Annotated in this window: 24 protein-coding genes; 12 read left to right on the plus strand and 12 right to left on the minus strand. The window is 65.4% G+C overall.

Translation table 11 applies throughout. The features are described from left to right. The first annotated feature begins 23 nt into the window (after nucleotides 1-23). A complete protein-coding gene (locus tag KDK82_RS06360; RefSeq protein WP_088164301.1) occupies nucleotides 24-740 on the plus strand; it encodes an aspartate/glutamate racemase family protein in 717 nt (238 codons plus the stop codon). A 124-nt stretch (nucleotides 741-864) separates the two neighbouring features. Here the strand turns inward: KDK82_RS06360 and KDK82_RS06365 are convergent, their stop codons facing one another. Further along, a complete protein-coding gene (locus KDK82_RS06365; RefSeq protein ID WP_088164302.1) occupies nucleotides 865-2,247 on the minus strand; it encodes a PLP-dependent aminotransferase family protein in 1,383 nt (460 codons plus the stop codon). 175 nt (nucleotides 2,248-2,422) lie between these two features. Between KDK82_RS06365 and KDK82_RS06370 the strand changes: the two genes are divergently transcribed. Continuing rightward, nucleotides 2,423-2,656, plus strand: a complete 234-nt coding sequence (locus KDK82_RS06370; RefSeq protein WP_034395554.1) for a hypothetical protein — start codon at nucleotides 2,423-2,425, stop codon at nucleotides 2,654-2,656. A 69-nt stretch (nucleotides 2,657-2,725) separates the two neighbouring features. Here the strand turns inward: KDK82_RS06370 and KDK82_RS06375 are convergent, their stop codons facing one another. Both KDK82_RS06375 and KDK82_RS06380 read right to left on the minus strand, forming a co-directional pair. After that, nucleotides 2,726-3,952, minus strand: coding sequence for a PQQ-dependent sugar dehydrogenase (locus KDK82_RS06375; protein WP_088164303.1), 1,227 nt, complete (start codon nucleotides 3,950-3,952; stop codon nucleotides 2,726-2,728). Between the two features lie 126 nt (nucleotides 3,953-4,078). Next, the gene (locus KDK82_RS06380) at nucleotides 4,079-4,492 is read right to left on the minus strand and encodes a VOC family protein (RefSeq protein WP_034395560.1); all 414 of its coding nucleotides are present in this window, start codon (nucleotides 4,490-4,492) and stop codon (nucleotides 4,079-4,081) included. 306 nt (nucleotides 4,493-4,798) lie between these two features. Here KDK82_RS06380 and KDK82_RS06385 point away from each other — a divergent pair, with 306 nt between their 5' ends. After that, nucleotides 4,799-5,233 carry a hypothetical protein gene (locus KDK82_RS06385; RefSeq protein ID WP_065347522.1) on the plus strand — a complete coding sequence of 145 codons (435 nt, stop codon included), beginning with the start codon at nucleotides 4,799-4,801 and terminating at the stop codon, nucleotides 5,231-5,233. 85 nt (nucleotides 5,234-5,318) lie between these two features. On the opposite strand, the gene KDK82_RS06390 is transcribed toward KDK82_RS06385, so the two are convergent. The 4 genes from KDK82_RS06390 to KDK82_RS06395 all read right to left on the minus strand — a co-directional run bounded on the left by KDK82_RS06390 (nucleotide 5,319) and on the right by KDK82_RS06395 (nucleotide 6,867). Beyond that, nucleotides 5,319-5,531, minus strand: coding sequence for a hypothetical protein (locus KDK82_RS06390; RefSeq protein WP_051940928.1), 213 nt, complete (start codon nucleotides 5,529-5,531; stop codon nucleotides 5,319-5,321). 154 nt (nucleotides 5,532-5,685) lie between these two features. Further along, entirely contained in the window at nucleotides 5,686-6,240 is a 555-nt protein-coding gene (locus KDK82_RS31770; RefSeq protein WP_143343397.1) for a hypothetical protein, read from the minus strand. 72 nt (nucleotides 6,241-6,312) lie between these two features. Next, nucleotides 6,313-6,459, minus strand: coding sequence for a hypothetical protein (locus KDK82_RS32635; protein ID WP_179217861.1), 147 nt, complete (start codon nucleotides 6,457-6,459; stop codon nucleotides 6,313-6,315). A gap of 18 nt (nucleotides 6,460-6,477) precedes the next feature. Then, nucleotides 6,478-6,867 (minus strand): MerR family transcriptional regulator, encoded by a 390-nt coding sequence (locus KDK82_RS06395; RefSeq protein ID WP_071956285.1) that lies wholly within the window; start codon nucleotides 6,865-6,867, stop codon nucleotides 6,478-6,480. 75 nt (nucleotides 6,868-6,942) lie between these two features. On the opposite strand from KDK82_RS06395, the gene KDK82_RS06400 reads away from it, so the two are divergent. Continuing rightward, entirely contained in the window at nucleotides 6,943-8,052 is a 1,110-nt protein-coding gene (locus tag KDK82_RS06400) for an SDR family oxidoreductase (RefSeq protein ID WP_088164304.1), read from the plus strand. Between the two features lie 12 nt (nucleotides 8,053-8,064). Continuing rightward, nucleotides 8,065-9,009: an oxidoreductase gene (locus KDK82_RS06405; protein WP_256974400.1), complete on the plus strand. Its 945-nt coding sequence runs from the start codon at nucleotides 8,065-8,067 to the stop codon at nucleotides 9,007-9,009. A gap of 46 nt (nucleotides 9,010-9,055) precedes the next feature. Here KDK82_RS06405 and KDK82_RS06410 read toward each other — a convergent pair whose 3' ends face one another. Further along, nucleotides 9,056-10,504 (minus strand): DUF1501 domain-containing protein, encoded by a 1,449-nt coding sequence (locus KDK82_RS06410; RefSeq protein ID WP_063325694.1) that lies wholly within the window; start codon nucleotides 10,502-10,504, stop codon nucleotides 9,056-9,058. A gap of 43 nt (nucleotides 10,505-10,547) precedes the next feature. Further along, a complete protein-coding gene (locus KDK82_RS06415) occupies nucleotides 10,548-12,452 on the minus strand; it encodes a DUF1800 family protein (RefSeq protein WP_088164305.1) in 1,905 nt (634 codons plus the stop codon). A 353-nt stretch (nucleotides 12,453-12,805) separates the two neighbouring features. Here KDK82_RS06415 and dbpA point away from each other — a divergent pair, with 353 nt between their 5' ends. Continuing rightward, nucleotides 12,806-14,206, plus strand: coding sequence for an ATP-dependent RNA helicase DbpA (dbpA, locus tag KDK82_RS06420; RefSeq protein ID WP_013801782.1), 1,401 nt, complete (start codon nucleotides 12,806-12,808; stop codon nucleotides 14,204-14,206). 63 nt (nucleotides 14,207-14,269) lie between these two features. Here the strand turns inward: dbpA and KDK82_RS06425 are convergent, their stop codons facing one another. Further along, entirely contained in the window at nucleotides 14,270-14,500 is a 231-nt protein-coding gene (locus KDK82_RS06425) for a hypothetical protein (protein ID WP_088164306.1), read from the minus strand. A 476-nt stretch (nucleotides 14,501-14,976) separates the two neighbouring features. On the opposite strand from KDK82_RS06425, the gene KDK82_RS06430 reads away from it, so the two are divergent. Beyond that, nucleotides 14,977-16,602, plus strand: coding sequence for a sensor domain-containing diguanylate cyclase (locus KDK82_RS06430; protein WP_088164307.1), 1,626 nt, complete (start codon nucleotides 14,977-14,979; stop codon nucleotides 16,600-16,602). 22 nt (nucleotides 16,603-16,624) lie between these two features. On the opposite strand, the gene KDK82_RS06435 is transcribed toward KDK82_RS06430, so the two are convergent. Together KDK82_RS06435 and KDK82_RS06440 are read right to left on the minus strand one after the other, a co-directional pair. Next, a complete protein-coding gene (locus KDK82_RS06435) occupies nucleotides 16,625-17,113 on the minus strand; it encodes a MarR family winged helix-turn-helix transcriptional regulator (RefSeq protein WP_088164308.1) in 489 nt (162 codons plus the stop codon). Then, nucleotides 17,110-18,015, minus strand: coding sequence for an alpha/beta hydrolase (locus tag KDK82_RS06440; RefSeq protein WP_088164309.1), 906 nt, complete (start codon nucleotides 18,013-18,015; stop codon nucleotides 17,110-17,112). Before KDK82_RS06440 ends, KDK82_RS06435 begins: the two co-directional genes overlap by 4 nt. A gap of 197 nt (nucleotides 18,016-18,212) precedes the next feature. On the opposite strand from KDK82_RS06440, the gene KDK82_RS06445 reads away from it, so the two are divergent. From KDK82_RS06445 to KDK82_RS06465, 5 genes are all read left to right on the plus strand, one after another. Next, entirely contained in the window at nucleotides 18,213-19,388 is a 1,176-nt protein-coding gene (locus tag KDK82_RS06445) for an ABC transporter substrate-binding protein (protein ID WP_088165443.1), read from the plus strand. 110 nt (nucleotides 19,389-19,498) lie between these two features. Beyond that, entirely contained in the window at nucleotides 19,499-20,419 is a 921-nt protein-coding gene (locus tag KDK82_RS06450; protein ID WP_013801787.1) for a branched-chain amino acid ABC transporter permease, read from the plus strand. 2 nt (nucleotides 20,420-20,421) lie between these two features. Then, nucleotides 20,422-21,384, plus strand: a complete 963-nt coding sequence (locus tag KDK82_RS06455; protein WP_088164310.1) for a branched-chain amino acid ABC transporter permease — start codon at nucleotides 20,422-20,424, stop codon at nucleotides 21,382-21,384. After that, the gene (locus KDK82_RS06460; RefSeq protein ID WP_179217862.1) at nucleotides 21,381-22,175 is read left to right on the plus strand and encodes an ABC transporter ATP-binding protein; all 795 of its coding nucleotides are present in this window, start codon (nucleotides 21,381-21,383) and stop codon (nucleotides 22,173-22,175) included. The genes KDK82_RS06455 and KDK82_RS06460 overlap by 4 nt, the downstream gene beginning before the upstream one ends. Then, nucleotides 22,175-22,888 (plus strand): ABC transporter ATP-binding protein, encoded by a 714-nt coding sequence (locus tag KDK82_RS06465; RefSeq protein ID WP_088164311.1) that lies wholly within the window; start codon nucleotides 22,175-22,177, stop codon nucleotides 22,886-22,888. Before KDK82_RS06460 ends, KDK82_RS06465 begins: the two co-directional genes overlap by 1 nt. Nucleotides 22,889-23,107: the final 219 nt, after the last annotated feature.

Consider the following 23,107-nt stretch of genomic DNA (forward strand, 5'->3'; position numbering starts at 1 on the left):
CGGCCGCTGCCCACACTGCGGGCATGAACTCAAACCACACGGAAATTCACCGCGTCATCGGTCTCATCGGTGGCATGAGCTGGGAGTCCAGCGCCGAGTACTACCGGCTCATCAATCAAGGCGTGCGTGACAGGCTGGGTCCGCTGCGCTCTGCAAAACTGCTCATGTACAGCGTGGATTTTGGCCCCATCGAGCAGGCCCAGCATGAAGGCCGATGGGACGACGCCGCCGCCTTGCTGGAGGATGCCGCGCGGCGGCTGCAGCAGGGCGGGGCGGACGGCGTGCTGCTGTGCACCAACACCATGCACAAGCTGGCAGACCGCATTGCGGCAGCGGTGCGCATCCCTTTTCTTCACATTGCCGACCCGGTAGCCAACGCAGCCCGCACACGCGGCTACCGGAAGTTGGGGCTGCTGGGCACACGCTTCACCATGGAGCAGCCCTTCATGCGCGAGCGGCTGCAGCAGCAGGGTCTGGAGGTGCTGGTGCCGCAGGAGGCAGACCGCGCCGAGGTGCACCGCATCATCTACGAGGAACTGTGCGCGGGCCGGATTCTTGAAGAGTCGCGGCGCACGTATCAGCGCATCATGGCGCAGCTGGCCGGGCAGGGCGCGCAGGCCATGGTGCTGGGCTGCACGGAAATCAGCCTGCTGGTGCAGCAGGAGCATTGCCCTGTGCCCGTGCTGGATACCACCGCCCTGCATGCGCAGGCGGCGGTGGACTTTGCTCTGGAGCCTTGAGCGGCCAGCGAGCCATGACCAGGCCTGCTTTCAAGGGCGTGCACCCCCCGGGTTGCCGGGGCCCCTTGAGCCGTTGCGGCAACCCATCGGCACAACGCCTCACGCCTCGATGCGCGCTGAACCGCTAAACCACGGCGGCGCTGAACGACTCGGGCAGGCGCGCAAGCAGATGCGACAGCTGCTGAAGGCCCGCCTGCAGGCGTCCACGGTCCTTGATGCTGCCCAGGGAAATGCGGATGGCATTCACGGATTCGCCGCCGGTGGCAAAGGCCTGCGCCGGCGTGACGGCGATGCCCTCGCTGTCGGCCGCACGTGCAAGCTGCGACGGGCTCCAGTAACTCGGCAGCTCCAGCCATACATGCAGGCCGTCTCCCGCGCCGCTGTACCGGCCGGCCAGCACATCCCTGGCCATCCGGTGGCGCAGGCGCGCCTCCTTGCGCACGCCTTCCATCAATTTTCCGGCCGAGCCGTCGAGGATCCACTGCGTGGCCAGGGCGGCCGTCAGCGGCGTGGCCATCAGCGCAAACGATCTCAGCGCGACCAGGAAACGCTGGCGCTCGTGCGGGTCAGGCAGGAGCACGAAGGCCACCCGCAAACCGGGCGTCAGGCACTTCGAGAGGGTGGAGATGTAGTACACCTGCTCCGGGGCAAACCTGGCGATCGGCGGCGGCGGGGCATCGGCCAGCAGCCAGTAGGGATCGTCCTCGACGATGCGCACATGGCAGCGCTTTGCGATGCTGGCGATCTCTTGGCGCCGGTCCTCGGCAAGCGTGATGGCGGTCGGGTTCTGCAGCGTCGGGTTCAGGTAGATCAGCCCGGGCCTGTGCTGGCGGCATGCCTGCTCAAGCCGCTCGGGCATGATCCCCTGGCTGTCTGCTTGCACCGCAATGATGCGCCGGCCGAACTGGGCCGCTGCGGCACGCAGGCCGGGATAGCTGGTGGGCTCGGTCAGGATCACATCGCCAGGCTCCGTCAGCGCAAGCACCAGGGCGGCAATCGCCGCCTGCGCGCCCGGGCAGACCACCAGCTGCCGGGCATCCACATCTCCGAACATGGGCTGCAGCCACCTGGCGCCCGCCTTGCGGTCGGAGTCGCTTCCCCCGCCCAGGTGGTAGGTCATCAGCAACTGGGCATCCGCACCCATCAGCACTTGCGACAGGCCCTGCTTCAACATGTCGTCCAGGTCCACGCCAGCCGGCGGTGGCGGGGTGTTCATGCTCAGGTCCAGCACGGCGTTCAGCTCCACCTTGGGCGCCGCGACATAGGTGCCTCTGGCGCCGCGTCCCTCCAGCAGCTGGCGGCGCCTGGCTTCGTCGTAGGCGCGCGTGACCGTCGTCAGGTCCACATCCAGCTGGGCCGCCAGCCGGCGTTGTGGAGGCAGGCGGTCACCGGGCTTCAGCGATCCGTCTGCCAAGGCTGCCTGCAAGGCATCGGCGATCTGCAGGAATCGGGGGCCGCCCTGCACGGCCAGTTGCGGCAACCAGAGGGGCAAAGGCTCATCTTGCATGGATTTAAGCGGCGACGTATGGGCTCATGTATGGAAATTGCTTTTGGGTAGTATGCGCCACAAGGTGTGGCAGCACCGTGCTTGCATGGCCGTCGCTGACGCTCTCGCCTCCCATGTCCGGGAGGGAGGCTCCTCACCATGGACAGTGCCAAGTCATTGGCTGGAAGCTCTCAAAATGATCGATTGGGTCCCCATAGTCTTCGTCACCTTCAAGGTGCTCGTGTTCGGCACGGCCATGTTCTTCGCCATCAAGTGGCATTACGACCAGGGCAAGAAGAAGGGGGCGAGCAGGCGCGAGCTGCTCGTTGCCAGTGGCAAGATCGTTGCCGTCTTCACGCTGCTGCTGCTGTGCGTGCTGCTCTTCACCTTCGGCCTGGCCACCATGCTGGGCATGGACCTGAGCCTTTGATGGCAGGTGGCGCTGCCAGCACCGGGCGCCCGCAGGCCGTGCCCAGCGCGGCAACCATCCCCCAGCTGCCTACTTCGGTGTGAGCCGATACAGACCGCCCTTGCGGTCGTCCTCGATCAGCCACAGCGCACCATCCGGGGCCTGCGCCACGTCGCGGACGCGAAAGCCTACCGTCCAGTGCTCGGCAGGCGTGGCGCTCGCGCCGTTCACCTCGATCCGGTGCAGGGCGCGGGTCAGCAGGCCGGACGCAAACGCTGAGCCCTTCCACTGCGGAAACATCTCGCCGCTGTAGAACATCAGGCTGCCCGGCGCGAAGACAGGTGTCCAGTAGATCACGGGCTTGGTGAGGTCCGTTCGCGTATCCGGGCTGGCAATGGGCACGCCGTTGTAGTTCACCGCATAGGAAACCAGCGGCCAGCCATAGTTCTTGCCCGGCTCGATCAGATTGAGCTCATCGCCGCCGCGCGGCCCATGCTCAAGCTCCCAAAGACGCCCATCCGGCGCGAACGCCAGGCCGTAGGGCGTGCGATGCCCCGTGGACCAGGTCTCGGACGGCGTCAGATTCGGACCGTCAAAGACAAACGTGCGCAACACCGGCGCGGTCTTGGCGGCTTCGGTGTCCTTGGGCGGATCGATCACAGGAACCGACGTTGCGCCGGTCTGCCCCTGCATCGGATTGCCGGGCGCGGGCTTGCCGTCCAAGGTCAGCCGCAGGATCTTGCCGGCCGGCTGATTCGGGTCCTGGGCAGGCGTGAAGCGCTGGCGGTCCCCGGCCGTGAGGAACAGAAACTTCTGGTCCGGCGAAAAAGCCACGGCGGCACCCACCTGCCCGCCCTTGCCCTTGACCGGGTCGCGCCAGATGACCTTGAGGTCTTCCAGCGCAGCGGTGCCGGCACCGATCCTGAGCGTGGCGCGCGCGAGCGCCAGGCTCGACGTGCCGCGGATCTCTCCGGGCTCCGAATAGGTCAGGTAGATGGCCCCGTCGCTCGCGTACGAAGGGGCCAGGTAGACACCGAGCAGGCCGTTCTGGTTTTCATGCAGCACGGGCGGCACGCCGGTGACTTCGAGCTTTTGCCCGTCCTGGGCCGCGAGAAACAGCTTGCCAACCTTCTCGGTGACCAGCATGCGCCCGTCTGGCAGGAAGGCCATGCGCCAGGGCAGATCGAATTGCGCGACCTTGGTGACCTTGAACGGAGGCGATGCAGTGGCAGGCAGCGTTCCCGCATTGATCTGCGCCAACACAGGGGTTGCAACCATGAGCAACCAGGGAATGAGTCCAGACTTCGGCAATCGCATGCTTTGCTCCGCAGTGGGGGACGGGACAGTATCCGCGCATCACCGCCGCACCGCAGAATGCACCGCCGAATTCCGGGCTATCTGCGCGGCAGGCCTGAAGTTGCGTCCAGCCGCGTTCAGCCTCGCTCACCCAGCGGATGCAGGCATGGCCGCCGGGTCCATCCACAGTGCCGCCCACATGTGTCCATCAGGATCGGCCAGATCGCGTGTGTACATGAAGCCGTGGTCCTCCATCGGATTCACGTCGGCCTGCCCGCCATGGGCCGCAGCGGCCTCGTTCATCGCATCGACGGCGGCGCGGCTCTCAAGGGCCAGGGACAGCATCAACCCGCAGGAGCCGGCCGGCGGCAACGGGCGCTGGGTGAAGGTGCGCCACTTGGCATGCGTGACCAGCATGACCTGGATCGCCTCGCTCCAGACCATGGCGGAACCATCCTCACTGCTGAACTGCGGGTTCTGGCTGAAGCCCAGCGCCTTGTAGAAGGCGGTGGAGGCGCCGAGGTCGGTCACGGGGAGGCTGATGAAGAGGGACTTGGTCATGTTTGGCTCCGTGGGGTGGTTGTGTCTTGCGTACCGGCGAGTGCAGGGCAGCGCGGCCGCCAGGGTGATCATGCGCCACCAGGGGGTAGATTGATCAAGGGGGTGTCTGGTGTGGGGCGCTTGTTCTTGAGAGTTAAAGCCTCCTCAAAACCCGGTGAGGTCCATCCTGTGCAGGTTCTTTACTGTGTCGATACGTCAGCTTGAATCAGCCTCTGGGTGGTCCTGAGGGCGCCTTCGAAAATTCCGCATTTTCAGTAATCGGGATTGCTACGACGATGGCTGCACTCAGTTCAAGTGGAGACAAAAATGCGATTCAAATTCCGTCTGATGGCTGCACTGGCACGACATGCAGGGAATGGCTTGTTCATCGCGGCGACTCTGGCTGGCGCGCTGGCGCAGGCGACACCATTGCCCTTCGACATGGCAACCACCGCCGAACAGCGATATCAACTGGCCTTGGAAGCCCAGACGGCACGTGACTACGCCCCCATGCTCGCGTTGCTGCGCCAGGCGGCCCGTGATGGCGAGGCACAAGCGCAGGAAACGCTGGCATGGGTTCTTCTGGCAGGCCCAACCTTGTACGGTACCGCGGTGAAAGCGAATCGCTGCGAAGCAGTTCACTGGCTGCGGCAAGCCGTCGCAAAGGGGAGTCAAACGGCCAGAAGCCAGTTGGATTTCCTGAACCGTCTGCGAAATTCACCGACCGGCAAGGTGGCCTGCGCATCCGAGTGGGAAGGGTGAGTTACGCGAATCCTTTTCAGATTGCAGCGTCATCTTCAAGGACGTGCGTTGTGGGCATGGCACGGTGCGACTGCTGCTGGGCGACTTAAGTCTTTGCCTTCCGCTTCGCCGCCATGATTGCCATTGCTTCCTCAAAAACGCGGACGGACCGCACCTGCCCGTCATACTGATTCACACGAGCCTGCGTGAGCACCACCGCGTCCCTGGGTTGGTCCTTCGCGATGTACAGCTCGAAAACAACCTCATCTTCCTCCCAGAACGTTCCCAACGTCAGCTCGACACCGTCGGGAATGCGCATGAATGGCTCAAGCGCAGTTCGGGTTGCGAGCCGCGCTGCCTCTTCGAGGGTGGCCAGCGGGATTTTTCGGGGTCTGGTTCTTGTCATCGAGCTAGGTTCTGCCGTGCGGGAGAGTGATTGGTCTTGGCTGCCTTGCTACGTTCGGCATGCGTCCTCAGGCGGGCTTTGTCGCTTTAAGCACTATCTGCGCCAGGCAGTCGGGATTGCGTTCCTTGAAGCCAAACGAAAGCTCGCCCCATCGCTGAGCCGACGAAAACCAAGTCGACTCTTCCAGTGAATGCCCACGAGGGGAGCCGGTAATTTCTAACGTTCCGTAACGAGCACGCACGTCGGCAATCCTGACGCAGCCGCCTGCGATGTCCAGAACCAACACGGCAAACCGCGGATCGTCTTTCCTCACTCGCAAATCCACGTTCAAAACCAGCTGGCTGTCACGAAGGCGAAGCCCTGCACCCTCGAAAAAATTCGACAGCGGGTTGCCCGGCACGTCACGTTCACGAAGTGGAAGGGAAAGGGTTGCCTCGATATTTCGCTGGCTGAATGGCACTTGCGCGGCAAGTGCATCAACCGCCTCCCAAAGTGTCAACCGCCGGGTCCGAGCATCCTCGGCAGCCGCCACCACAGCAAGAATGGACGACACGGTGAACAGTGCGGCCGCAGCACACATCCGCAACCCATTACGTCCGACAAGATTTCGAGGATTCATCATGGGATTCTTCCTTCGCATCAACCGGTGGAATTCGCACGACGTGGGTGATGCGTATTTGGACCAGAAGGTGACCTACAGAACGAGGCGGCACTGGCAGGTTGTGGACAGTGCCAGGACATGCCGATAGCCGATGTCCACAAAGGCCATTCCGACCGAAATCAGCCGGCGCGTCAGTTGGCTCACCGCATACAGCGGCACCAGCAAGGTGGTGACATCCATTCTCCAATTCCTGTTCAATTAATTGGAAGAGCCATTGAGTCGCTGAAGCTCAAGTTGCCTGGCCGCACTGGCTTCAAGGTTTGCGCGCTCCGCATCCAAATACCGATAAATGCTTTTGAGGTCAGTGATTTTCTTTTTGATTTCCGCCATCTTCTTTTCAATCAGTCTTGCACCCCCGGCGCAATCTATTGACTTGTTTCTCTGAGCATTCAGAATTTCGCCTATTTCCCCAAGAGAAAATCCCATGCTTTGTGCCCGCTGGATAAAGTCCAGGTCTTGCAGGGTTTGCGGTGTGTAAACGCGATAATTGTTGGTTCGCCGCAAGGGTGAAATAAGACCGATTTTCTCGTAATAGCGCAAAGTATGGCGCGTGGCGCCGCTGCGGACCTCAAGTTCCCCGATATTCATGGAAAAAATCGCTTGACTGTAGAGTTGAGTCGACAGTCTACACTTGGTTTTTTCATCGTGCCAAGGAGCAGAAAAATGAGCGTGGAGTGCTTTGTTACGGGAGGGACGGGCTTCATCGGTCAGCATTTGCTGTCGTACCTGAGCGCGAAAGGTCACACCATTCGGGTGCTGATGCGTCGCCCGGAGCGCCTCGCTGAACTGCGCCAGCAGGTCGATGGTTTGGGTGGCGTTGCAGCCCGCGTCTTTGCCGTAGCCGGCGATCTGGAGCAAGAAAACCTTGGTCTGAGCCTTGCGGATAGAGAGGTCCTGCGGCAGGCCAAGGTCGTATTCCATCTGGGAGCCCACTTCGCCTGGGGCCTTTCGATGGAGCAGGCACGTGCAGTGAATGTGGAAGGGGCAAGGCGTGTGGCGCAGTTGGCGGCCGAGCAAGAGAGCCGGTTGGTGATGATCGGTGGCTACATGCTGAAAAACAATGAACATCTGCAACGCATAGGGATTGATCCCGGCCATCCGGAGCTGACGGATTGGCCTGCCATCTATCGCCAAGTCGGTGCTTACGAGGCGAGCAAACTGGAGGCGCATTTCGCGACCCTCAACTTCATGAATGCCAAGGGTGGAGAGATGACCGTTGTACACCCCGCCACGGTTTGCGGTCATAGCCGCACGGGGCATATCGCGGATGGCCAGCCGCTGGTGGATCTGATACGCAATCTGGTGCAGGGAAAGCTGGCTGCAGTACCCGGTACTGCCGCGCACTGGTTGCCACTGGTCACTGTGGATTATCTGGTCGAGTTGGTGGCGGCTTGCGCCTTTGATCCTTCCATGGTGGGCCAGGAACTGCTGGCCCTCGATGCCCAGAGCCCCGGCTTGCAGGAGCTCCTGAAGCAGGTGGCACAACCTCTTGGTCTGAAGGCGCCCGGGCATCATATTCCGCTGCGATTGCTGAAATGGCTTTTGGGTATTCGTCCCATGGCGAGGTTTTTGAATACCAGCGCCGAGGCCCTGGATTTTATCCAGACAACCCGTTTTGACACGACGGAAGTGGAGCAATTTTCCCAAAGGCACGGAATCACAAAGCCGGATATGCGCCAGTCGTTGAGGAATACTGCAATATATGTCAACTCATATTGCATTCCAAAAGGCAAGGCCCGTCGACTTGCCCCTCCACTTCGCAGAACATCATAATCACCGCTTTCAATGGTGCCCGAGTTGCCGCTGCGCACCAAAGTCAAGGAGCTCGTTTCAGTGAATCAACCAACCCATCCACGCATCGCGGTGCTGGGGCCCGGGGCAATCGGGACAACGGTTGCTGCTGCGCTGCATGAAGTCGGTCGCACGCCGTTGCTGTGCGGTCGTACGCCGCGCGACAGCCTGACGCTGCACGGCAGCGGTCTTCGCATCGTGGTTCCCGGCCCGGTCAGAACGGATCCGGCCCAGGTCGAAGGTCCGGCGGACCTCGTTTTTCTCGCGGTCAAGGCGACTCAAACTGCTGCGGTTGCGCATTGGCTGGCGGCGTTGAGCGGTCCGCAAACCGTGGTATGTGTCCTGCAAAACGGGGTTGAGCAGGTGGAGAGTGTCACCCCGCTGTGCCCGCAGGGGCGAATCGTTCCCGCAGTCGTGTGGTTCCCTGCACAGGCGCAACCCGACGGGTCGGTGCTCCTGCGCAGCGACGCCCGGATCAGCCTGCCTGACGAGGCCGCTGCCCTAGTGGTTGCGCAGGCACTGCAAGGCACCCGATGTTCGGTAGACCTGGTTTCGAATTTCAAATCCCTGGCGTGGCAAAAGCTGCTGCAGAACGCAGCGGCCGGGCTCATGGCACTCACGCATCGCCGCTCAGGCATGTTCGGCCGGCACGACATTTCGAAGCTCACTCTGGACTATTTGAGGGAGTGCCTGGCCGTCGCACGCGCCGAAGGTGCTGAACTGGGCGATGAGGTCCCTCAGGCGATCCTCGACAAGTTCCAGGCATTTCCGGCCGACCTGGGCACGTCCATACTGGCGGATCGCGAAGCAGGCCGGCCGCTCGAATGGGATATCCGCAACGGTGTCATCGCGCGCCGAGGCCGGGCGCGCGGAGTTCCGACACCGATTGGTGATGTCCTGGTGCCGCTTCTCGCCGCAGCGAGCGACGGCCCCGGCTGATCATTCGTGCCTTGACCACAAAGCCCTCGATCGCAAAAGCAAGGCTTCAGCCCATGAACCCCAGATCGATGGGATACGCCGAGCCGCCGAAGTTGCCGATGTGCGGCAGCACCCCCGCCAGCTCGGTATTGGCCACGCCGAACCAGCGCGCCAGGGTGGCGGCGTACTGGTCCACGGCGGTGCTGGGCAACAGGCGCCCCTGGCCGACATGCCACTGGTCTTCGCTGCCGCTGCCGTTGCCCACGCTGATGGGCGGTGGCGCGCCATAGAAGGACGCGCCACGCACCGCACCGCCCACCACGAAGTGGTGGCTGCCCCAGCCATGGTCAGAGCCGTCGCCGTTGGAAGTCAGCGTGCGGCCGAAGTCCGACGCGGTGAAGGCCGTGACCTTGTCGGCCACGCCGAGCTCGGCCGTGGCGTTGTAGAAGGCCGTCATGGCGCTGCTTACCTTGTCGAGCAGCTGCGGCTGGTTGGCGATCAGGTTGTCGTGCAGGTCGAACCCGCCCAGCGAGACGAAGAACACCTGCCGGCGCGTGCCCAGCGCGTTGCGTCCGGCTATGAGCCGGGCCACCACCTTGAGCTGGTCGGCCAGCGGGTTGCTGGCAGGGAAGGCGGTGGACAGGCTGCCGCTGGAGAGGGCCGAAGAGATCTGCCCCTCGGCACTGATGGAGCGCTGCGTGACGCGGGCGTACTCGGCCTCCATTGCGTGGCTGCCGGCCGTCTGCACCAGCTCGCTCAGCAGGCCGCGCACGGCGGTCGATCCATAGACGTTGGCGCCCTTGACGGCGTTGATGGGCACGGCGCCGCCCGGGCTGATCTGGTACTGCAACGCCTGGTCGCCCGAGAGAAACACGGCGTTGCCTGTGGCCGAGATACAGGTGAAGAGCGACGTGGCGTTGGACGACAGCGCCAGGTCGCCCAGGTTGCCGCCCCAGCCCACGGTGGAGCCTTCGGCGCCCTGCGACTGCCAGACCGACTGCTGGTCGTTGTGCGAGAAAAGCTTGGGCGGCAGCGGGTAGCTGCGCCGGTCGCCGGTGGCATATTGGGCCCGCGTGAGCGGCACCAGCAGCGGGCCGACGTTCAGCTGCACCGCCGCGCGGCCCGCGTTGAAGAGGCCGGCCAGGCCCGTCATGGACGGGTGCAGCGCGTACTGCATGCCACCGGCCAGCGCCGTGCGCGGCTGCAGCAGCGTATTGCCCAGCGCGGCGCGGGCCAGGGCAATGCCACCGGCCGTGCCATCGCTGTTGCCGCCGCGGATGGCGGAGTACTGCCCGTAGCGGGTGCTGTCGTAGGGCACGACGGTGTTGGCGTAGTCGCAGCCGCCGTAGAGGAAGACGCAGACCAGCGCCTTGTAGTCGTTCGCCTCGAAGGCGGCGGCCTCGCCCAGCGCGGCGAGGTTCAGGGCGAAGGGCAGGGCGGTGCCGGCGGCGGCCAGTTGCGTGCTGCGGCGCAGGAATGCGCGGCGCGTGTGGCGGGCGGGGTCGATGAAATTCATGGCGATATCGCTTTGCTTTGCAGACGTTCGGTCACCTGTTCGGTCACTTCTGCACCAGATACTCGGGGCTGGCCATCACCAGCAGCACGGCGGCTGCCACGCGGTTGAGCTGGGTGGCGGTGTTGCTGGTGACCGTCACCGGCGTGGCATTGAGCGCTGCCACGATGCGCGCCTGTGTGGCGGCCGATACCTGCCCTGCCGACAGCAGCAGCGCCACCTTGCGCACCAGCGCGGCGGCGTCGGCCACCAGGGGCAGCAGGTTGGCGTAGCTGCAGGTGATGTCGAAGCCGTTGGCTGCGCTGCTGCCGCCCTGGGGCAGGTCAGGCGCGTTCACGTAGTAGCCGAAGCGGATCACGTTCTGCATGAAGTTCAGGTAGCCGCTCACGCTGGTTTCAGTGACGATCTGGAACTCCGGCGCCACCTGGCCCGTCGTGGCCAGGGGCGTGGAGGGCGGCACGTAGCCCGGGCGGAAGAAGTTGAACACCGAGCCCGAGCGCAGCGGGCTCTGGCCAAGGCGGGTGGCCGGGTCGCTCAGGTTGTCGATCTTCCAGGTGCCGCGTGCCGACCGCAGCCCGAAGGTGCGGCCCCATTGCACGAAGCGCACCATGGGCTCGCGCAGGCGGCCGTACTGGGGGCTGGCAAGCCCTGCCGCGCCGCGCGCCTCCGGGTCCAGCAGCACGGTGGCGATCACGGCGCGCAGGTCGCCCCGCGTGCCGCTGCCGTTGTCGGCGAAGGCGGCGGCCACGCGCCCCACATAGGCGGGGCTGGGGTTGCTGGTGACCAGGCGCTGGATCAGCTGGCGCCCGATGAAGGGCCCGACATTGGGGTGGTTGAACAGCGTGTCCAGCGCCGCCTTCAGCGCCGCTGGCCCTGACGTGCCCGCAGCCACGGTGGTGCCCAGGAAAGTGGCGGCCAGCGTGGAATGGCGCGCGGCGTTGAAGGCCATGGGCAGCAGCGCCTGCTGCAGCCCCGTCACCGTGCTGCCGCTCAGGTTGGTGGGCTGGTTCTTGCTGGTGTCGTAGTCGTAGCCGGTGAAGACGCGCGCCAGATTGCTCACATCGGCTGCCGAATAGGTGTCGATGCGGTTGCCGCTGCCGTCGCGCTGCTCGGTGCCGTCGGGGTTGAGGCGGTAGAGGCCGATGGTGAACAGCTGCATCACCTCGCGGGCGTAGTTCTCGTCGGGCTGGCGGCCGCTGCGGGCGTCTTCCTTCTGGTTGCCGCGCGTGCTCAGGTAGATGCCCATGGCCGGGCTGAGCGTGACGGCCTCCAGCAGCGTGCGGAAGTTGCCGAAGGCGTGCTGGTTCAGCAGATCCCAGTAGCCGGAGGCCAGGAAGATGCTCCACGGCTGCTCCAGCCCGGTGGTGGAGACCACCATGATCTCCGACAGCGCCAATGCCACGCGCTTGCGCACCGCGTCGCGCTCCGTGAAAAGCTGGCTCCAGAGCATGAAGTCGGAGGGATACGAAACGTTGTCGTAGCGTGTGCCGGCCTCTGCCACGCCGTAGCCGCGCTGCATCAGCCAGGCCGTGCCCGTGGTGTCCACGGGCAGCGCGAACTGCTCGGCCAGCCAGGGACCGTAGCCCTTGGCGCGCAGCGCTGCGATCTCCTCGTCGGTGGCCGAGAACTGCGCCTGCAGCAGGAAACGCGCGGCTTCCTCGTCGCTGGCGGGGGTGGCCGTGGTGCCCGTACCGGGACCGGTTCCGCCACCAGGGCCGGTGCCCGTGCCGCCGTTGCCTCCATTTCCGGTACCGGGTGCCGTATCGCCCCCACCGCCTCCGCAGGCCACCAGCAGCGCGGCCGCCAGGGAGGCGGCCATGGCGGGAGGGATCAGGGAGCTCTTCGGTCCGTGGCCGAGGTGGCCGGGCTCTGCGCAGGCAGGCAAGGAGTTCGCGGGCGCGCGGTCGGGCGGCTGCAACGTGGAGGCTGCAGCCTGTGGTGTGGGGTGCATTGCGGGGCTTTCAGGCGGCGGCCGGGGCGGGGTGACGGACTGCCCCGCTCCTCGGCGCGTGGCGCAGAGTGTTCCAAGGTTTTCGGATGTGAGCGGACACTTTGCAGCCCTAAAGCGTGTCAAGATGTTATGCGTTGCAGGGGCGGCATGCAGAAACACAGCGTTGGGCCAAGACGCATGGGTCTCGCCCGGGGCCGTCGCCGGTTGACGCGTCTTTTGCCATCCATGGCTTCACCCCCCCCGCTGGCCGTCCTCTCGCACATGCTGGCAATTGGCCAGCATGCCTCCTGTTCTTTTTCAGTGACCAGCGTGTGCGCTTCGGTCTTGGAATCGCCAACTTTAAAATGCCCCCCATGACTCCTCCCTCGGCTTCCCCCCATTCCTTCGACAAACTTGCGCTTTCGCCGGCAACGCTCGCCAATCTTGAGCGGCTCGGCTACCTTGAAATGACGGCGATCCAGCTCGCCAGCCTGCCCCCTGCGCTTGAAGGCAAGGATGTGATCGCTCAGGCCAAGACCGGCAGCGGCAAGACCGCAGCCTTTGCCCTGGCGCTGCTGGCCAAGCTGGATACGCGCAATTTCTCGGTACAAGGCCTGGTGCTCTGCCCCACCCGCGAGCTGGCCGATCAGGTGACGACCGAGATTCGCCGCCTGGCGCGTGCGGAAGACAACGTCAAGGTGGTGACCTTGTCCGGCGGCGTTCCGCTGCGCGGCCAGAACGCGAGCCTTGAGAACGGCGCGCACGTGATCGTGGGCACGCCCGGCCGTGTGATCGATCACCTGGACCGGGGCAATCTGAACCTTGATTCACTGAACACCTTGGTGCTCGACGAAGCGGATCGCATGCTCGACATGGGTTTCGTCGATGACATCGCCAAAGTCGCCAAGCAGTGCCCCCCGCAGCGCCAGACCTTGCTGTTCTCCGCCACCTACCCTGAAGGCATCGCCAAGCTGGCCGCACGCTTCATGCGTGACCCGGTCACGGTCAAGGTCGCCGCACAGCACAGCGGCGAGCAGATCGAGCAGCGCTGGTACGAGGTGGACAAGGAAGAGCGCTTGCCTTCGGTGGCTCGCCTGCTGGAGCATTTCCGGCCCGAGAGCACGCTGGCCTTCTGCAATACCAAGGCACGCTGCCGGGCCCTTGCCGAGCTGCTGCAGGCCCAGGGCTACAGCGCGCTGGAGTTGCACGGCGATCTGGAGCAGCGTGATCGTGACCAGGTGCTGGTGCGCTTCGTGAACGGCAGTTGCTCCGTGCTGGTCGCCACCGATGTGGCGGCTCGCGGGCTGGATGTGACCAATCTGGGCGCCGTCATCAACGTGGACATCACACCCGACCCTGAAGTGCACGTGCACCGCATCGGCCGCACAGGCCGCGCCGGCCAGAAAGGTTTGGCCCTGAGTCTCGCGACGATGGACGAAATGGGCGCGGTCGGAAACATCGAGCAGATGCAGGGCAGCCCATCCGTCTGGTACCCGCTGGACGAGCTGACACCGGCTCCCGGGGGCCGGCTCCTGCCATCCAAGGCCACCATCCACATCAATGCCAGCCGCAAGGACAAGATCCGCCCGGGCGACGTGCTGGGCGCGCTCACCGCAGACCTGGGCTACACCCGCGAGCAAGTGGGCAAGATCGACATCAACGAGTTCGCAACCTATGTGGCCGTGGACCGCAAGATTGCGCATGACGTGGTTGCCCGGCTCAATAGCGGGAAGATCAAGGGGCGAACGGTGAAGGCGCGCTTGCTCAAGGATTGAGGGGTTTCAGGCGCATCAGTCGGCGTGCGGATGTCTGCACTGGGCTGAACGCGCTCCGGTCCTTCAAGCGGCCCGGCCTAACCCGCAGGCCCCCTTCATGACCTCCCGGGCCTGCACCGCCTCAACAGCCCCCTGCAGCGCCTCCCGCTGTGCAATCAAGAAGCTCAACAACGCTTCAGTCCCGACCGTGGTCTGCACGGCAGAAATCCCGCAGCCCAGGTCCACAAGCAGCGATATCTGCTGCATGCAATCCTGAACCACTTGCAGCTCTTCCTCGGCAATCGGGTAGTACATGCCTGTCCCTTTCAGCGATGAGCCAGCACGGCCTGCTGGTGCCTTGAGACAGGAATGAGAACTGGCGCGCCAGCATGCGCTGTGCGGGGGAGGGTGGTGTCGGTCAATGGCGGCTCCTGTGCATGGATGTTTCGCATGGCTGCATTGAAATGAAGCCATGTCCAGCGCAGCACTGGGAAAACTGAAAGCCGCACACCATCAAGAGGGGGCGGCTGCTGCGCCTGTGTCCGGGCCGCCAAGCCCGTGTCCGCTGAGGGACGGCGAAATGTTATCGCAAATACGTTGCCTACCCAGCCGGCAGCACCCCCCAATCCCTGCCCGTCCGGCCGATTTTTCCGAAGCCGGGGACAATACCGGGTTCGCGGGTTTTTCCGGCTTGACTTGAGTCAAGGCCGGAAATGCCCGCGCAAAGACGCTGCCCAGGTGCTGAGCCGGATGCAGAAAACCCAAGATCGGACGGCAGCAGGACTGCCGAGATGGCGCAGGTGCATGTGATGGAGAGGGATTGGTGGACAAAGGCCTGGTGCGGGGGCAGAGGCCGGCCCGTGAAGCGTGATGCCCGCCTGGTGGCCTGGTTGCTGGCGGTGGTGTTCGTATCGGTTTCTGCTGCCACGGTCTGGCAATTGGTGGCGGCGCGCCAGCGCACGCTGGCCGAGGTCGATACCAGCAACCGCAACCTGGCCCAGACACTGAACACCTATGCCGAGGGCGTGATCACCCAAAGCTCCATGCTGCTGCTGGGCATTGCCGAGCGGCTGGAGGTGGATGGCACCAGCCCCGCGCTCCTGGAGCGGGTGCTGTATCTGGTCAACCGGCAGGAGCAGCTGCTGAACCAGCTCAACGAGCTGCTGATCGTGGATGCGCAGGGCTATTGGCTGATGTCGTCCAAGGGGGCGTTCCCCGAAGGATCGGAAAGCTCCGGCCGGGACTACTTCACGCACCACCGTGACGACGCATCGTCAGGCATCTACATCGGGCCGCCGATCCGCAGCCGTTCCACGGGCGAATGGGTGATCACCATCAGCCGGCGCTATACGGACGCCGAGGGCCAGTTTGCAGGCGCGGTGGTGGTGGCGCTGGGTGTGGAGAATTTCCTGCGGCTGTTCGGCAAGATCGATATCGGCGAGAAAGGGGCCATTGCACTGAGCACGCCGGGCGGGCAGTTGCTGGTGCGCCACCCGTTCCGCGAGCAGGACCTGGGGCGGGACTTCTCGCAGTCGCCCAATTTCCTGCGCCACTACGTGGGGGCAATGTCGGGCACGGCGTCGTTCCGCTCGGCCCTGGATGGCACGGAAAGAATCTATGCCTTCCTGCGCAGCGAGCGCTATCCGCTGGTGACCACGGTGGCCCTGGGCCGCGATGAGGCGTTGAGCTCCTGGCGGCGCCAGGCGCTGCTGACGCTGGCTGTGGTGCTTGGGCTGTTTCTGGCGATTGCGTTGATCGGCTGGCGCCTGACGGCCGCGATGCGGCTGCGTTCGCGCGCCGAATGCTCCCTGGTCAGCGCGCGCGAGGAATTGCTGGACGCCAATCGCCGGCTGGAAGTGCTGGCCGCCCAGGACCAGTTGACGGGCCTGGCCAACCGCCGCCGCTTTGACGAGGTGCTGGAGCGCGAGGCCCGTCGCGCTGCGCGCGAGGGCACGCCGCTGTCGCTGCTGCTGATCGACCTGGACTACTTCAAGGGCTACAACGATGCCTACGGCCATGTGGCGGGCGATGCCTGCCTGCAGGCCGTGTGCAGCGCGCTGGCCCAGGCGGTGCAACGGCCCGGCGACATGGCGGCGCGCTATGGCGGGGAAGAGCTGGCCGTGGTGCTGCCCAATACCGACAAGGCCGGCGCGCAGCAGGTGGCCGAGCGGCTGCGCGCGCGCATCGAGGGCCTGGCCCTGGAGCACCGCATCAGCCGCTTTGGCCATGTGACGGCCAGCATTGGCGTGGCCACGACGCAGGGTGATGAGGCTGGCGTCACCCAAGGCGCGACACAAAGCGCGACCCAAGGCGCTACACAAGGCACCACCCAAGGTGCCGCCGTGGCGCTGGTGGAAGCGGCCGACCGTGCGCTGTACCGCGCCAAGGCCGCAGGGCGCAACTGCGTGCAGGGCTGAATGGGGTTGGGTCTGCGCGCGCTCAGTCCATGGGCGAGCGGTGGGTCACCACCTGCTGCTTGAGGTCGCCCAGCGCCTGGTACAGGTCGTTGCGGCTGGCCTGCGGCATGTCGCCGAACATGCCCATGACCCACGACTCATGCGCCTTGGCCATGCGCGCAAAGGTCTTGCGGCCCAGCGGGGTGAGGTGCAGCACGGAGCTGCGCCGGTCGGACTCCACCTTGGTGCGCACCACCAGGCCCTCTTTCTCCAGCTGGTCGGTGATGCCGGTGATGTTGCCGTTGGTCACCATCATGTGGCGCGACAGCTCGCCCATCTTCATGCCCTCGGGCGCGCGCTGCAGCTGGGCCATGAGGTCGAAGCGGGGCAGGGTGGTGTCGAATTCGCTGCGCAGGCGGTTGCGGATCTCGCCTTCGATGAGGTTGCAGCAGGTGAGCATGCGCAGCCACAGGCGCAGCGCATGGTGGTCGTCGGGCGCGGCGCGCGACTCCAGGTCGGGAGCGTGGGTCATGGCTGGTTCTGCGGTGTGGGGGCGCTCAAGCCCATCTGCGCGAGGATGGCGCGCGTCAGCGGGCTGGCCGGGTCGTTCAGGGTGAGCACGATGTCGAAATGGTTGGTGCCGGGCATGGCCACGTACTGGCCTGACGATGGACCGGGGCCACGGCGCTGGTTCCAGGCGGCCAGGTAGTCGTCGCTCTGGCGCTTGAATTCATCGGTCTCGCTCTCGCCGTAGCTGACGATGAGCGGGCAGGCCACGCCGTGCGGCAGGAGAGCGGGGCTGTTGCGAATGGCGTCCTGTTCGCTCAGGCGCATCCATTCGTTGATGTGGGTGTGCACCAGCGGGCGCAGGTCGAACAGGCCCGACAGCGGTGCGGCGCCGCGCACCACGTCTTCGGGCACGCCGTAGTCCGCATGCCAGCCGGCGGCCAGCAGCATGCCCGCCAGGTGGCCGCCGGCCGAGCTGCCGCAGACATGGATGCGGCCCGGGTCGCCGCCGTAGCGGGCGATGTGGGCATGCACCCAGGCCAGTGCGCGGCGTGTCTGGTCCACGATGCGGTCCAGCGTGACGGCGGGCGCCAGCGAGTAGTTCAGTGCCACCACCACGGCGCCGGCGCGCGTGAAGGTGGGCGCCATGCTGCTGGAGTCGTCCTTGGACAGCAGCCGCCAGTACCCGCCGTGGATGAAGAAGAGAACAGGGGCGCCTGCCGCCCCGGTTGCTGCCGGGAAAATGTCCAGCAGCTCGTCGGCATGATCGCCGTAGGCCACGTTCAGCGCGCAGGGCAGGCGCTGGCGCGCGGCCCGGCTGTCGTCGGCATAGGCCTTGATGATGGGGGTGATGTCGGGTACCGTCGCGCGGGCGTTGTACTGGACATCGAGTCCGGCGCGGTCGTAGTGACGGTAGAGTGCGGGCATTGGAACGGAGATGGCGCGAAATGGTTTGTATGGCAGGTATTGGTACAAGTCCCAGACTTGTTCTGCAAAATACTTTAAACCTAAACTAAGACCTGCGCCAACCGTTCCAGCCCTTACAGAGTTTCCCGTCCAGCGTGACGGAAGACTGCCTCACCACCGATTGCCATCCGCGCGGCCCGCGCAAGGAGCACAGCAGCATGCGTTTCCTCACCCCCTTCCTGGCCGCAGCGGCCCTGGCCCCTGCCTTTGTTCCCGCGCTCGCGCAGGCGGACACCATCAAGGTCGGTATCGCCAACGATATTTCCGGGCCGTTTGCCGCGCTGGGCGCCGAGGCGCGTGATGGCTTCAACCTCGCCATCAAGCAGCTGGGCAGCAAGCTGGGCGGCCAGCCGGCCGAGTTCCTGCAGACCGACATGGGCGGCAATCCCGACCAGGCGCGCCAGCTGGTCACGCGCTACATACAGCGCGACAAAGTGGATTTCTTCACCGGCCCCATTGGCTCCAACGTGGCCCTGGCCGTGGGCCCGGCGCTGTTTGGCGCCAAGGTGCCCTACCTGTCCAACAACCCCGGCCCCAGCCAGTTCGCGGGCGCGCAGTGCAATGCGTTCTGGTTCGGCACGTCCTACCAGAACGATGCCTTCCACGAGGCAGCCGGCAAGCTGGCCGCCGACCGTGGCTTCAAGAAGATGTTCATCATGGCGCCCGACTATCCGGCGGGCAAGGATGCGCTGGTCGGCTTCAAGCGCGGCTACAAGACCGCGCCCGGCGAGGAGGTCTACACCAAGCTGGGCCAGATCGACTACGCGGCCGAACTGGCCCAGATCCGCGCGGCCAAGCCCGATGCGGTCTACATCTTCCTGCCGGGCGGCATGGGCATCAACTTCGTCAAGCAGTTCGTGTCCGCGGGGCTGTCGCAAAGCGTCAAGCTGATCGGCCCGGGCTTCTCGGCCGACGAGGACGTGATCCAGGCCGTGGGCGAGCCCATGCTGGGCATGGTCAATACCGCGCAGTGGGCGCATGACCTGGACGTGCCGCAGAACAAGGCCTTCGTCGAGGCCTTCCGCAAGGAGTACAAGGGCCGCAACCCCTCGGTCTATGCGGCCCAGGCGTATGACGTGATCATGGCCATGGATGCGGCGGTCAAGCAATCCGGCGGCAAGGCCTCGGACCGCCAGGCCATTGTCAAGGCGCTGGAGAAGGCCGACTACGCCTCGGTGCGCGGCCCCTTCACGTACGGCAAGAACCACTATCCCATCCAGGCCTACTACCAGCGCGTGATCGAGAAGGACGGCAGCGGCCGCATCACCAACAAGCTGGTGGGCAAGGTGTTCGATAAATATCAAGACGTCTACGTCAACGACTGCAAGATGTGACCCCGCCGCCGCGCCCCCGTCGGGGGCGGCGTGCCTTGATCTTGATTTTCAAAGCCGGATGATTTGTTGACCGCGCGCGGGCCACTGCGCCTGCGGCAGGGGGCGTGTGGATGACGTGGACGCTGCTCTTGGAGCAATTGCTGAATGGCCTGCAGTTCGGGCTGATGCTGTTTCTGATCGCGGCCGGGCTGACCCTGGTGTTCGGCATCATGGACATCATGAACCTGGCCCATGGCTCGCTGTACATGGCGGGCGCCTATGTGGCGGCCGAGACCATGCAGCGCACGGGCTCGTTCACCGCGGCCGTGCTGGTGGCTGCCGTGGCCACGGGCGTGGCGGGTGTGGTGCTGGAGCTGGTGCTGATACGCCGCCTTGCCGTGCGCGACCATCTGGCCCAGGTGCTGGGCAGCTATGCCGTCATCCTCATTGCCAATGACCTTGTCAAGATGGTCTGGGGCCCGGCGCCGGTGATGCTCAACATGCCGGCCGCGCTGTCCGGCCCGGTGCAGCTGCTGCCCGATCTCATGTACCCGGCCTACCGGCTGATGATCATCGTCTTCGGCCTGGCCGCCGCGTTGGGCCTGTACTGGTTCGTGACGCGCACGCGCGCCGGCGTGCTGGTGCGGGCAGGCGCCTCCAACCGCCAGATGGCCACGCTGATGGGCGTGCGCGTGCCGCTGCTGTTCCTGGGCGTGTTCACGCTGGGTGCCATGCTTGCGGCGGTGGCGGGTGCGCTGCTGGGGCCCATCACTTCGGTGCAGGTCGGCATGGGGGAAGAGATCCTTATCCTGGTGCTGGTGTGCATCGTCATCGGCGGCATAGGCTCCATACGCGGCGCCCTGGTTGGCGCCTTGCTGGTGGGCATGGTGGACACGGCGGGGCGGGCCTTTCTGCCCATGCTGCTGCGCCAGGTGTTCTCCCCGGCCGTGGCATCCAGCGTGGGGCCCACGCTGGCGGCGATTTCCATCTATGTGCTGATGGCGGTGGTGCTGGTGTACCGGCCTTCCGGCCTTTTCCCTGCGCGAGGCTGAGCATGGAACACAGCACATTACAAGGCAGGTTCCAGGCCCGGTTCTTCTGGACCGTGCTCGTGCTGCTGGCGCTGGCGGTGTTCCCGCTGGTGGCTCCGGCGCTGGGGCTGGACTTCTACATCTCCTTCGTGCGCCGCGTGCTGATCTACGCGCTGGCCGCCACCAGCCTGAACCTCATCCTGGGCTATGGCGGCATGGTGGCGCTGGGGCATGCGGCCTTCTTCGGTGCGGGGGCCTATGCGGTGGGCATCCTGGCGATGAACGGCGTGACCTCGGCCCTGGTGGCCTGGCCGGCCGCCGCGCTGCTGGCCGGGCTGCTGGCCGCCGCCACGGGCGCCGTGTCGCTGCGCACGCGCGGCGTGTACTTCATCATGATCACGCTGGCCTTTGCGCAGATGCTGTTCTACATCTTCATCTCGCTGCGCCAGTACGGAGGCGAGGACGGGCTGAACCTGCCCGGCCATTCCGTACTGCCCGGGCTGGACCTGGGCCACGATGTGTCCTTCTACTACGTGGTGCTGGCGCTGTTCGCGGTGCTGATGGCCGTGTTCGGGCGGCTGGTGGATTCGCGCTTCGGCAAGGCGCTGCAGGGCGTGCGCGAGAACGAGTCGCGCATGGAGTCGCTGGGCTACCCGGTCTATCGCATCAAGCTGGCAGCCTTTGTGCTCAGCGGCGCCGTGGCCGGGCTGGCGGGCGCGCTGCTGGCCAACCACAACCTGTTCATCTCCCCCAGCCTCATGCACTGGACCCAGTCGGCCAACCTGCTGATCATGGTGCTGGTGGGGGGCGTGGGCCTGCGCTGGGGCGGCGTGGCCGGCGCCGTCGTCATGCTGACGCTGGAGGAAGTGCTTCGCATGTGGACCGAGTACTGGCACCTGCCGCTGGGCCTGCTGCTGCTGTGCGTGGTGTTCGGTGCGCCGCGCGGCCTGATGGGCCTGTGGCCCGCACGCGGGAGGCAGGCATGAGCGGCGCGGCCACACCTATCTCCATCCCCACCCCGGCCCTGGAAGCCAAGGGCCTGGTGCGCCGCTTTGGCGCGCTGCTTGCCACCGACCATGTCTCGTTGTCGCTGGCGCCTGGCGAGATCCATGCGCTGATCGGCCCCAATGGCGCGGGCAAGTCCACGCTCATCCATCTGCTGTCCGGCACGCTGGCGGCCGATGCGGGCAAGCTGGTGCTGGCGGGGCGCGATGTGAGCGCGCTCAACGCCCACCAGCGCGTGGCGGCGGGGCTGTCGCGGTCTTTCCAGATCACCAACATCTTCAAGCAGTCCAGCGTGCTGGACAACCTGGTGCTGGCCGTGCAGGCGCATGCGGGCAGCAGCTTCAGCTTCTGGCGCCCGCGCGCGGCCGAGACCGCGCTCTATGAGCAGGCACGCGAGCTGGCGCGCGAATGCGCCATTGACGCCAGCCTGCTGCAGCGCCCCGCAGGCACGCTGCCGCATGGCGAGCAGCGCAAGCTGGAATTCGCGCTGGCCCTGGCCGCGCGCCCCGGCGTGCTGCTGCTGGACGAGCCCATGGCCGGCATGGGCCCTGATGAAACACTGCGCCTGACCGAGCTGATCGAATCGCTGCGCGGCCGTGCCGCCATGCTGCTGGTGGAGCACGACATGCAGGCCGTGTTCCGCCTGGCCGACCGCATCTCCGTGCTGGTCTACGGCCGCATCATCGCCACCGGCACGCCCGAAGAGATACGTGGCAACGCCGACGTGCGCCAGGCCTACCTGGGAGACGAAGAAGTGAAGGAGGGCGCGTGATGCTCGAAATGCAGGCCGTGCAAAGCGGCTACGGACCCAGCCAGGTGCTGTTCGGCGTGGATCTACGCATCGAGGCAGGCCAAGTCGTCACCCTGCTGGGCCGCAACGGCATGGGCAAGACCACGCTCCTGCGCACGCTGCTGGGCCAACTGCCCCTGCGCGCCGGCCGCATGGTGTTTGCCGGGCAGGACATTGCCGGCTGGGCCACCGACCGCATCGCCCGCGCCGGCGTGGCCATCGTGCCCGAAGGCCGCCAGTGCTTTCCCAATCTCACGGTGCGTGAGCACCTGACGGCCTTTGTGGCCCAGCGCAATTCGGGCAGCCCCGGCGCGGCTGAGCCCTGGACGCCCGAGCGCGTGTTCGCGCTGTTCCCCCGCCTGGGCGAGCGCGCCTCCAACATGGGCCACCAGCTGTCAGGCGGCGAGCAGCAAATGCTGGCCATAGGCCGCGCCCTGGTCACCAACCCGCGCCTGCTCATCCTGGACGAAGCCACCGAGGGCCTGGCCCCCCGCATCCGCGAAGAGATCTGGTCCTGCCTGGCCCAGCTGCGCGCCGCCGGCCAGACCATCCTGGTCATCGACAAATACGTGGAGCGCCTGCTGGGCCTGGCCGACCGCCACCTCATCCTGGAGCGAGGCAAGGTCGTGTGGAGCGGAGACTCGGCCGCGCTGGATGGGGACAGAGCGCTGTGGGAACGGTATTTGGGAGTGTGAGCACGCGCAATGCATTCGCGGTTCAAGGCGAAATTCAAGGCGCGATGGAGGGTTGAATGGCATTGAAGATCAATGGGTGGCATGCCATTCAAATACATGCCTGTATCCAAGATAGGCAATTGCTTACATTTACAGGATGTATCTGGCCCTGCATTTGATTGCCCTATGGCCATCGGCTTGTCTATGATCCCCGCTCACCAAGAGCAGGGAGGCCGCCCC

Source organism: Delftia sp. K82 (genome assembly GCF_002193035.1).
Taxonomy (GTDB): domain Bacteria; phylum Pseudomonadota; class Gammaproteobacteria; order Burkholderiales; family Burkholderiaceae_C; genus Comamonas; species Comamonas acidovorans.

What these genes read in the sequence shown, in the direction of transcription:
- KDK82_RS06360 (WP_088164301.1), top strand. Translation starts at nt 24, where the DNA reads ATGAACTCAAACCACACGGAAATTCACCGCGTCATCGGTCTCATCGGT.
- KDK82_RS06365 (WP_088164302.1), bottom strand. Translation starts at nt 2,247, where the DNA reads ATGCAAGATGAGCCTTTGCCCCTCTGGTTGCCGCAACTGGCCGTGCAG.
- KDK82_RS06370 (WP_034395554.1), top strand. Translation starts at nt 2,423, where the DNA reads ATGATCGATTGGGTCCCCATAGTCTTCGTCACCTTCAAGGTGCTCGTG.
- KDK82_RS06375 (WP_088164303.1), bottom strand. Translation starts at nt 3,952, where the DNA reads ATGCGATTGCCGAAGTCTGGACTCATTCCCTGGTTGCTCATGGTTGCA.
- KDK82_RS06380 (WP_034395560.1), bottom strand. Translation starts at nt 4,492, where the DNA reads ATGACCAAGTCCCTCTTCATCAGCCTCCCCGTGACCGACCTCGGCGCC.
- KDK82_RS06385 (WP_065347522.1), top strand. Translation starts at nt 4,799, where the DNA reads ATGCGATTCAAATTCCGTCTGATGGCTGCACTGGCACGACATGCAGGG.
- KDK82_RS06390 (WP_051940928.1), bottom strand. Translation starts at nt 5,531, where the DNA reads ATGCGCATTCCCGACGGTGTCGAGCTGACGTTGGGAACGTTCTGGGAG.
- KDK82_RS31770 (WP_143343397.1), bottom strand. Translation starts at nt 6,240, where the DNA reads ATGATGAATCCTCGAAATCTTGTCGGACGTAATGGGTTGCGGATGTGT.
- KDK82_RS32635 (WP_179217861.1), bottom strand. Translation starts at nt 6,459, where the DNA reads ATGGATGTCACCACCTTGCTGGTGCCGCTGTATGCGGTGAGCCAACTG.
- KDK82_RS06395 (WP_071956285.1), bottom strand. Translation starts at nt 6,867, where the DNA reads ATGAATATCGGGGAACTTGAGGTCCGCAGCGGCGCCACGCGCCATACT.
- KDK82_RS06400 (WP_088164304.1), top strand. Translation starts at nt 6,943, where the DNA reads ATGAGCGTGGAGTGCTTTGTTACGGGAGGGACGGGCTTCATCGGTCAG.
- KDK82_RS06405 (WP_256974400.1), top strand. Translation starts at nt 8,065, where the DNA reads ATGGTGCCCGAGTTGCCGCTGCGCACCAAAGTCAAGGAGCTCGTTTCA.
- KDK82_RS06410 (WP_063325694.1), bottom strand. Translation starts at nt 10,504, where the DNA reads ATGAATTTCATCGACCCCGCCCGCCACACGCGCCGCGCATTCCTGCGC.
- KDK82_RS06415 (WP_088164305.1), bottom strand. Translation starts at nt 12,452, where the DNA reads ATGCACCCCACACCACAGGCTGCAGCCTCCACGTTGCAGCCGCCCGAC.
- dbpA (WP_013801782.1), top strand. Translation starts at nt 12,806, where the DNA reads ATGACTCCTCCCTCGGCTTCCCCCCATTCCTTCGACAAACTTGCGCTT.
- KDK82_RS06425 (WP_088164306.1), bottom strand. Translation starts at nt 14,500, where the DNA reads ATGTACTACCCGATTGCCGAGGAAGAGCTGCAAGTGGTTCAGGATTGC.
- KDK82_RS06430 (WP_088164307.1), top strand. Translation starts at nt 14,977, where the DNA reads ATGGCGCAGGTGCATGTGATGGAGAGGGATTGGTGGACAAAGGCCTGG.
- KDK82_RS06435 (WP_088164308.1), bottom strand. Translation starts at nt 17,113, where the DNA reads ATGACCCACGCTCCCGACCTGGAGTCGCGCGCCGCGCCCGACGACCAC.
- KDK82_RS06440 (WP_088164309.1), bottom strand. Translation starts at nt 18,015, where the DNA reads ATGCCCGCACTCTACCGTCACTACGACCGCGCCGGACTCGATGTCCAG.
- KDK82_RS06445 (WP_088165443.1), top strand. Translation starts at nt 18,213, where the DNA reads ATGCGTTTCCTCACCCCCTTCCTGGCCGCAGCGGCCCTGGCCCCTGCC.
- KDK82_RS06450 (WP_013801787.1), top strand. Translation starts at nt 19,499, where the DNA reads ATGACGTGGACGCTGCTCTTGGAGCAATTGCTGAATGGCCTGCAGTTC.
- KDK82_RS06455 (WP_088164310.1), top strand. Translation starts at nt 20,422, where the DNA reads ATGGAACACAGCACATTACAAGGCAGGTTCCAGGCCCGGTTCTTCTGG.
- KDK82_RS06460 (WP_179217862.1), top strand. Translation starts at nt 21,381, where the DNA reads ATGAGCGGCGCGGCCACACCTATCTCCATCCCCACCCCGGCCCTGGAA.
- KDK82_RS06465 (WP_088164311.1), top strand. Translation starts at nt 22,175, where the DNA reads ATGCTCGAAATGCAGGCCGTGCAAAGCGGCTACGGACCCAGCCAGGTG.